Source organism: Segatella copri, assembly GCF_024330485.1.
In the GTDB taxonomy this organism is placed as follows: domain Bacteria; phylum Bacteroidota; class Bacteroidia; order Bacteroidales; family Bacteroidaceae; genus Prevotella; species Prevotella copri_L.
Genome location: NZ_JANDWX010000056.1, coordinates 1 through 6,384, shown reverse-complemented (window position 1 = coordinate 6,384; position 6,384 = coordinate 1). Strand labels below are relative to the sequence as shown.

Here is a 6,384-nt window from a genome sequence, read left to right as displayed (position 1 = left end):
TGACAACCCATATAGTGATAAAATTAAAAATGCGTAACTCATTTAGTGATAAGAAAAATAGATAGTAACATATTTAGTTTAACCATCCTAAAGGTGACAACTTTTTCACGTATAAGACAAACAACAAATAAAAATCCGAAGCCTAAGGTGACAAGAGCCGAAGGTCTTTCGACTTTTATCACCTATTATAGCATTGTGCAATCATCATCCCTATACATCCTACAATCACAAAAAATCCAATGGTAAAGAAGAACCAGAAGAACCACTGGGCATAGTGACCGAGATAGCAGCCATCATATTCTTTGTATCGTTCACGGACTTTTTTCCGTTCATCAGCAAACATGGAATTTACCTCACGGATATGCGTCTGCATCTGTGAGACCATCCATTGGCGTTCTTTGGTGAACAGTTCTTGGATTTTCTGCCAGTCAGCATCATTGACATTTACAGACACCTTTAATTTTGTGAGAGCATTTTCCAAGACTTTGTCTTGAAATCTTACTGACTGCTCGTAATATACCGATAATCAATACTAATTGGAATGACAAAATGACGAAAGAAACAAATTAGGAACAACAAAATCAAGAAACCCCAAAATGAAAGCATGAGAAAACAAAAATTAACACGGAAAACAATAGTAATTTTCCGATTTTGACATTTTAAGAATATGGCAAAAGAGCGATATTCATGAACGCATATATGTATCTTATCGTATTTGAAAATCAATTGTTTAGTTCCATTTTTACAGATTATATTTCTATTTTGTCTAAATTACGATAAAATATCGTAGATTTTCAAGGGATTATAACCGATTATCACTACAAAATGTTATTTTTGTAGCAAGAAATGAGTATAAAACAGCATTTCATTGTAATGTATAAAACAAAGTAAAATATAATGAACGTAATATGAAACTAAGAGATAAAGATACAAAGAAATATTTGCTCACAGTATTTGTGGCCACATTTGTTGCCTATATTATTCCTGCAGTGGTCTTGTACTTGGGATATTTTATGGGCATTATGCTTACGATTTGTATTTCCTTGTTTAACTTGAGTATGGCTTTGCTTGCTTGGCTTTGGGCAAAATCTGTTAGAAAGGAATTTTTGCTGAAAAGACAAATAATATTGAATAGTCTTGTGACGTTGTTTTTGATAGGCATTATTTCCTTAGTTGTAACCAATGGGGCAGCCTTATCTTTGAGCCTCATAGTGTTTGTTTGGTTGGGGATATTTAATCTCCTGCCAATTTGTATCCAGTATGCCATTTATTCTTTTATTTCAAAAAGAACCAATTCAAAGAAAGAGAGGCCTATATGAAGTATATAGAATTGTTTTGGAATAGGCTATATTATTGCATTTTTAACTGCGATAAGAAAACGCAAACTCTCTGAAATGAACCTCGAAAAGCTCAATGTCATTACTTTGACAGAAAGTGGAGGACTCACAGGGGAAATTGTTGTTATCAAAAAGAGACATAATCATAAAAGAAAATAAACTATGGCAAGAGGAAGAGACATTTGCAACACTCTCAAAGCCATTCGCAAACAAATAGCAGATGCTAATGGGATTGCCTATTCACCAGAAGAATGTCACTTCACTGGTGAGTGCAAGGGAACTTGCCCCAAATGCGAGCAAGATGTGAGAGATTTGGAGTATGAATTGCGACGTAGGCAGATTGCAGGAAAGGCCATCAAGGTCGTTGGCATTGCAGTAGGACTTGTTGCTTTAACGGCTTGTTCTGATGGAAAACCACAGCGAAATGCTTCAGACATGGTTACAGGTGATACAATCATTGTTAAAAAAGAAGAACCGAACCCAAGAAACAGACAATTAGAAGGAGCCATTTCTCTTGGCAACAAGGAGAAACTTCTGGAAGAAGAAAACAGAAAGGACGGGGAGGCTTCATACAATCCATCCTTAGAAACAAAAGAGATAAAAAAGAATATCAAAGGCAATTCCTCAAAAAATCAAGGCAGGAATGCTGTCACCAGATCTGCCATTGGTATAGATTCCATTGAAAGCAGCAAAATATTTGATAATGCTGATGAGGAAGCGTCATTCCCTGGTGGCATAGCGGCGTGTATGAAATATATTGCAGACAATTTTCGCTATCCAAACATACAGGGCGATTGCAGCATACAAGGAAAAATTGTCGTTACTTTCACGGTCAATGAGGATGGAAATCTAAGTGACATCAAAGTGAAGAAAAGCGTCTATTCTGACCTTGACAAAGAAGCAGTCCGGGTGGTGAAAAGTATGCCGAGTTGGATTCCTGCCAAGCAAAACGGCAAGGCTGTGAAATCAAGATACACGCTTCCTGTCTACATCCACGTGCAGTAACTATAAAAAAGGAATAATCATGGCAACAAGAGGACGCAACATTTGCAACACGCTCAAGGCCATCCGCAAGCAAATAGCGGATGCCAATGGAATCAGTTATTCACCCGACGAATGTCACTTCGAGGGTGAATGCAAGGGCACTTGCCCGAAATGCGAGCAAGACGTGAGGGACTTAGAACACGAATTGCACCTCCGACAGATGGCAGGGAAAGCCATCAAGGTCGCAGGAGTGGCTTTGGGCATCACCGCCCTCACCGCATCCGCCACATCGTGCGCCACGCAGAAGGGATATTACAAATCGACACCGCCTAAGTCTGAAAAGGTTATCCCTATCCTGTTCCAAGAATACACCACCAACGATACCGCCCTACTCCAAGCGAAAGATTCTCTCAGCAAGAAAGGAGTGCTCTTCGTCCAAGGGCATCTCATTAGCGACGAGGACAATGAGCCGCTTATTGGAGCCTCCGTCATCGCTAAACATTCGGGAAAGTATGCAATAACTGATGTCAATGGAAACTTCACTCTCGAAGTGGAGCAAGGCGACACGATAACCGTGCAATACATCGGCTTCATAGACCGAAGCATCAAACTATCAGAAATGAGCCGAGACAAGCTCAATGTCATCACTCTAATATTCAACGAAAGTGCCTTAGGGGAAGTCGTGGCAGGAATCGTTCCCGAAGTCAGAGTTAGAGGAACAGCTCCCGTCATCAAAAGAGAAGATACTTTCGAAGAGGCTTCATTCCCAGGCGGTTCGACTGCATTGACGCAATACATCAAGACTAACCTTCAATATCCAAAAGAATGTCGGGAAGGCGCGCCAATAGGCAGAGTCATCCTTGGTTTCACCGTCAACAAGGACGGAAGTTTGAGCAACATCAAGGTGGAGAAAAGTCTTGTCCCTATCCTCGACGAAGAAGCCATCCGAGTACTGAAAAGCATGCCGAAATGGACTCCTGCCAAGAAAAACGGCAAGGTGGTGAAATCACATGCCACCGTTCCTTTCACATTTAAAGTAGAATAATATGAAGACCGCCCCACTCATTTGCATCGACCGCCACCGCCTCACGATAGATGGCGAGGGCGTCACCACGCTTGTGGCATTCCACGGTTGTCCGCTTCGTTGCAAATACTGTCTCAATCCCCAATGCCTTGATGCTGACGGCGTATGGCAGGAGGTGGATACAGAACTGCTGATGGCGAACGTGGAGATGGACAACCTCTACTTCTTGGCGACAGGAGGCGGCATCTGTTTTGGTGGAGGTGAACCGCTTCTGTGGAGTTCATTCATAAAGGAGTTTTGTGAACAATGCCCAGAGGGATGGCAATTTACAATGGAGACGAGTCTAAACGTACCTCGCCATCACTTGGAGGAAGTCACCCCATACATTGACTCCTTTATCATCGACATCAAGGACATGAATCCTGCCATCTATCAAGCCTACACAGGTAAGCCCAACCGGCAAGTTATCGACAACCTTGTCTGGCTCAACACTCATGCCAAACATAAAGACAAGATCATCCTTCGTCTCCCCATAATCCCCAAGTTCAACACCGAAGATGACAGGAAACACAGTCGCCAAGTCTTAATAGAATTAGGATATGAGAATTTTGATGAATTTGAATATGTTATTAGAAACAAATAAACAGTTTTAATTATATGTCCCAATGAAATGGATTTGAATGTAAATTCCATCTCATTGGGGTATTGGATAAAAATTATTGGTAATTTTTAATAGTACGTTTTATGCTATTTGACTCTCTGCGAAGTTCATTAGCTACACTGTCTTTGTATGCAGCCATCCGTACCATTTCATTGTATTTGAGAACAGAATCTTCGTAAGCTGCAACACGATTTTTGACATAGTCTATGACATTTTCGTCTCTGTTTACAGAGAAGTGCTTCTCTATATATAAGATGTTTGGGTCATCAGCAGACAGAACCATCTTCAAAGCTCTATACTTCAAGTCTGCCTCCTCCCAATCTTGGTGCTCTCGCCATTGGGTGAGGTTGCCCCAAATGGATATGACAAGAGATAGAGCCAAGCCACCAATGAAAAGAAGAACATACTTTGATGTAGGCTCGAAGCGATGGGTGACAAGTTTCTTCTGAGGTGAATTGTTCATCACTTCAAGTTTGTCCTGCAATGCCTTTGAGGAAACACCATTCTCTTGTCTCATCTGCTTGACGGCATCAACCAAGAACTTGTTTCGCTGCTCATTTTTGCCGAGTTCAGCCTTGATAAGGTCAACAAAAACAACAATGGCATCTCTTAATTTGGATATTTTACCTCTGACTTCCTCTTCCTTGCCAAACATAGCAATGATTGATTTCTCCAACTTGGTTGTGTCATTACTTGCAGGAACGGTTTCCGCTCCTGCGTACTTTGGTGAAGCAGAAAGTTCATCGACTTTCTGCTCCAATCTCTCAACTGTGCCGTAGATGGCTTCCAATAGTTCTTCTTTCATATTTCTTTTGTTGTTTGAATGGTTTGTAACTTGCATTAAAGGCTAAAGCCTCTTCTGCGTTTCTTCTTTTTCTTCTTGGATGATTCATCCTCTGGGAATTGCTCAAAGGTCTGAGCATTGGCTGGAGCAAAAAGTCCAATGGAAGAAATACCATTCCATGGTTTTTGGCTGCTCTCCGACATGAATGACAACAGCTCGTCCTTGAAACTACCTTGCTCATATTGTTGAGTAGAAATGGCTCTTGCTGATACATGGTTCTCCGTTCCCTCAAATCTTGCATTCAGTTTGCCAAAGCTATAGTCTCGGCTAATCTGCGTACCCTTGAAACTATATCCGTCCTTACAGAAACGGATGCCTTGAACCTTGGTTCGCTCCTTATCCTTATAGACAAACTCTAAGTGAACACCTCGTTTTGCAAGTTCACTTTTGAACTCGTCCCAGCTATCTGCCATTCTCAATGCGCTCTTTACAGCATTGTGAATTTCATATTTGGCTCGCTCAGCATTGCGTAATTTGCGAGTGTTAGTTTTGCTCTTGTCCGTTCCGTAAGTCAATCCATACTTGGATTTTAGAGCCTTGGTCACCTGCTCATTACGCCTGTAATCATTCCTGTCTGATAAGAGTTTGCTCTCATTGTTGATGCGGTTATACACGATATGACAATGTGGATTGTCTGTATTGTGATGCCTTACGATGATGAATTGGGTATCAGTGATGCCCATCATCTGCATGTATTCAAGGGCTATCTTAGCCATGAGTTCATCCGTCAAACGAGGCTTGTCCTCGGGCTTGAAGCTCAAGGCGATGTGTCCCACAGGCTTTTTAATCTTTGGATTTAGTTGCCTTTGTAGCTCAAAACTTTGCGCCATCTCAGTATTTGTACCGAGTAACACACCATCAGAGGCAAGGATTTTCGCCTCATCCTTGCCCGTCACATAGCGGATGCAACCGCCAAATGAGCACCCTTTCTTTAGCTTGCCTATCATGTGGTATCCTCCTTTCTGCCCATACTACTTGGCTTCGGTTTATAACTTGCTTGGCGATACTCGCCAAGGATAGCTTTCAATCTTCTCAACAAGTCCACCACATACATATGGGTCTCATGGAAACCTCTCTGATGCGACAGCTTGGTAAGTTGGTTGAGGTTGTTCGCCATGCCAATGAGATTCTTGGCGATGGCTACCGTCTCTGCATTGTGTCCGCTGACCACCTCGCCGTTCAAGGCGGACTCACGGATGTACTCCGCCAACTTGCGGTTGGCTTTTCTCGCCCTCAGCCTCAGTGCCTCGTAGCTTGGCTTCGAGAACTTCACCGTGACAGACTTCGACAGCTTGTGAATCCTGCCTGTGGGCGGTCTTCCGCCCTTTTTCTTGTATTGTTCATGTATGCTTGTCATTCGATATACTGTTTACAGTTGGTACACTCACTTTCTGCGACCGCCGGGAGCAAAATTCCTCCGCCCTCATGGTGGAGCGAGGCGTTTTGGGGTTCCCAAAACATAACCTCGCTCCCTCTCAGAACACGTTAGTTGGAACTACAGCCTTTCAGCTATCCACGTCCAAGGTCGCAGACC

The 6,384-nt window shown here is 42.4% G+C and carries 8 protein-coding genes; 4 read left to right on the top strand and 4 right to left on the bottom strand.

The genetic code is table 11. From position 1 onward, the window contains the following. Positions 1 to 178: 178 nt before the first annotated feature. A complete protein-coding gene (locus NNC77_RS15780) occupies positions 179 to 481 on the bottom strand; it encodes a hypothetical protein (protein WP_254971768.1) in 303 nt (100 codons plus the stop codon). A gap of 427 nt (positions 482 to 908) precedes the next feature. On the opposite strand from NNC77_RS15780, the gene NNC77_RS15775 reads away from it, so the two are divergent. The 4 genes from NNC77_RS15775 (at position 909) to NNC77_RS15760 (ending at position 3,988) form a co-directional block, all read left to right on the top strand. Next, positions 909 to 1,319, top strand: a complete 411-nt coding sequence (locus NNC77_RS15775; protein WP_153128100.1) for a hypothetical protein — start codon at positions 909 to 911, stop codon at positions 1,317 to 1,319. A gap of 180 nt (positions 1,320 to 1,499) precedes the next feature. Continuing rightward, positions 1,500 to 2,342, top strand: coding sequence for an energy transducer TonB (locus tag NNC77_RS15770; RefSeq protein ID WP_153125596.1), 843 nt, complete (start codon positions 1,500 to 1,502; stop codon positions 2,340 to 2,342). A gap of 19 nt (positions 2,343 to 2,361) precedes the next feature. Then, a complete protein-coding gene (locus tag NNC77_RS15765; protein ID WP_153112681.1) occupies positions 2,362 to 3,366 on the top strand; it encodes an energy transducer TonB in 1,005 nt (334 codons plus the stop codon). 1 nt (position 3,367) lies between these two features. Then, positions 3,368 to 3,988 carry a radical SAM protein gene (locus tag NNC77_RS15760; RefSeq protein ID WP_153112682.1) on the top strand — a complete coding sequence of 207 codons (621 nt, stop codon included), beginning with the start codon at positions 3,368 to 3,370 and terminating at the stop codon, positions 3,986 to 3,988. A 73-nt stretch (positions 3,989 to 4,061) separates the two neighbouring features. Here NNC77_RS15760 and NNC77_RS15755 read toward each other — a convergent pair whose 3' ends face one another. From NNC77_RS15755 to NNC77_RS15745, 3 genes are read right to left on the bottom strand one after another with little or no spacing between them, the layout of a single operon-like run. Next, a complete protein-coding gene (locus NNC77_RS15755) occupies positions 4,062 to 4,811 on the bottom strand; it encodes a hypothetical protein (RefSeq protein ID WP_254971764.1) in 750 nt (249 codons plus the stop codon). Positions 4,812 to 4,846: 35 nt separating this feature from the next. Continuing rightward, positions 4,847 to 5,797 carry a relaxase/mobilization nuclease domain-containing protein gene (locus NNC77_RS15750; RefSeq protein ID WP_254971762.1) on the bottom strand — a complete coding sequence of 317 codons (951 nt, stop codon included), beginning with the start codon at positions 5,795 to 5,797 and terminating at the stop codon, positions 4,847 to 4,849. Continuing rightward, entirely contained in the window at positions 5,794 to 6,207 is a 414-nt protein-coding gene (locus NNC77_RS15745; RefSeq protein WP_254986903.1) for a plasmid mobilization protein, read from the bottom strand. Before NNC77_RS15745 ends, NNC77_RS15750 begins: the two co-directional genes overlap by 4 nt. Between the last annotated feature and the right edge of the window lie 177 nt (positions 6,208 to 6,384).

What these genes read in the sequence shown, in the direction of transcription:
- NNC77_RS15750 (WP_254971762.1), bottom strand. Translation starts at nt 5,797, where the DNA reads ATGATAGGCAAGCTAAAGAAAGGGTGCTCATTTGGCGGTTGCATCCGC.
- NNC77_RS15745 (WP_254986903.1), bottom strand. Translation starts at nt 6,207, where the DNA reads ATGACAAGCATACATGAACAATACAAGAAAAAGGGCGGAAGACCGCCC.
- NNC77_RS15775 (WP_153128100.1), top strand. Translation starts at nt 909, where the DNA reads ATGAAACTAAGAGATAAAGATACAAAGAAATATTTGCTCACAGTATTT.
- NNC77_RS15770 (WP_153125596.1), top strand. Translation starts at nt 1,500, where the DNA reads ATGGCAAGAGGAAGAGACATTTGCAACACTCTCAAAGCCATTCGCAAA.
- NNC77_RS15755 (WP_254971764.1), bottom strand. Translation starts at nt 4,811, where the DNA reads ATGAAAGAAGAACTATTGGAAGCCATCTACGGCACAGTTGAGAGATTG.
- NNC77_RS15760 (WP_153112682.1), top strand. Translation starts at nt 3,368, where the DNA reads ATGAAGACCGCCCCACTCATTTGCATCGACCGCCACCGCCTCACGATA.
- NNC77_RS15765 (WP_153112681.1), top strand. Translation starts at nt 2,362, where the DNA reads ATGGCAACAAGAGGACGCAACATTTGCAACACGCTCAAGGCCATCCGC.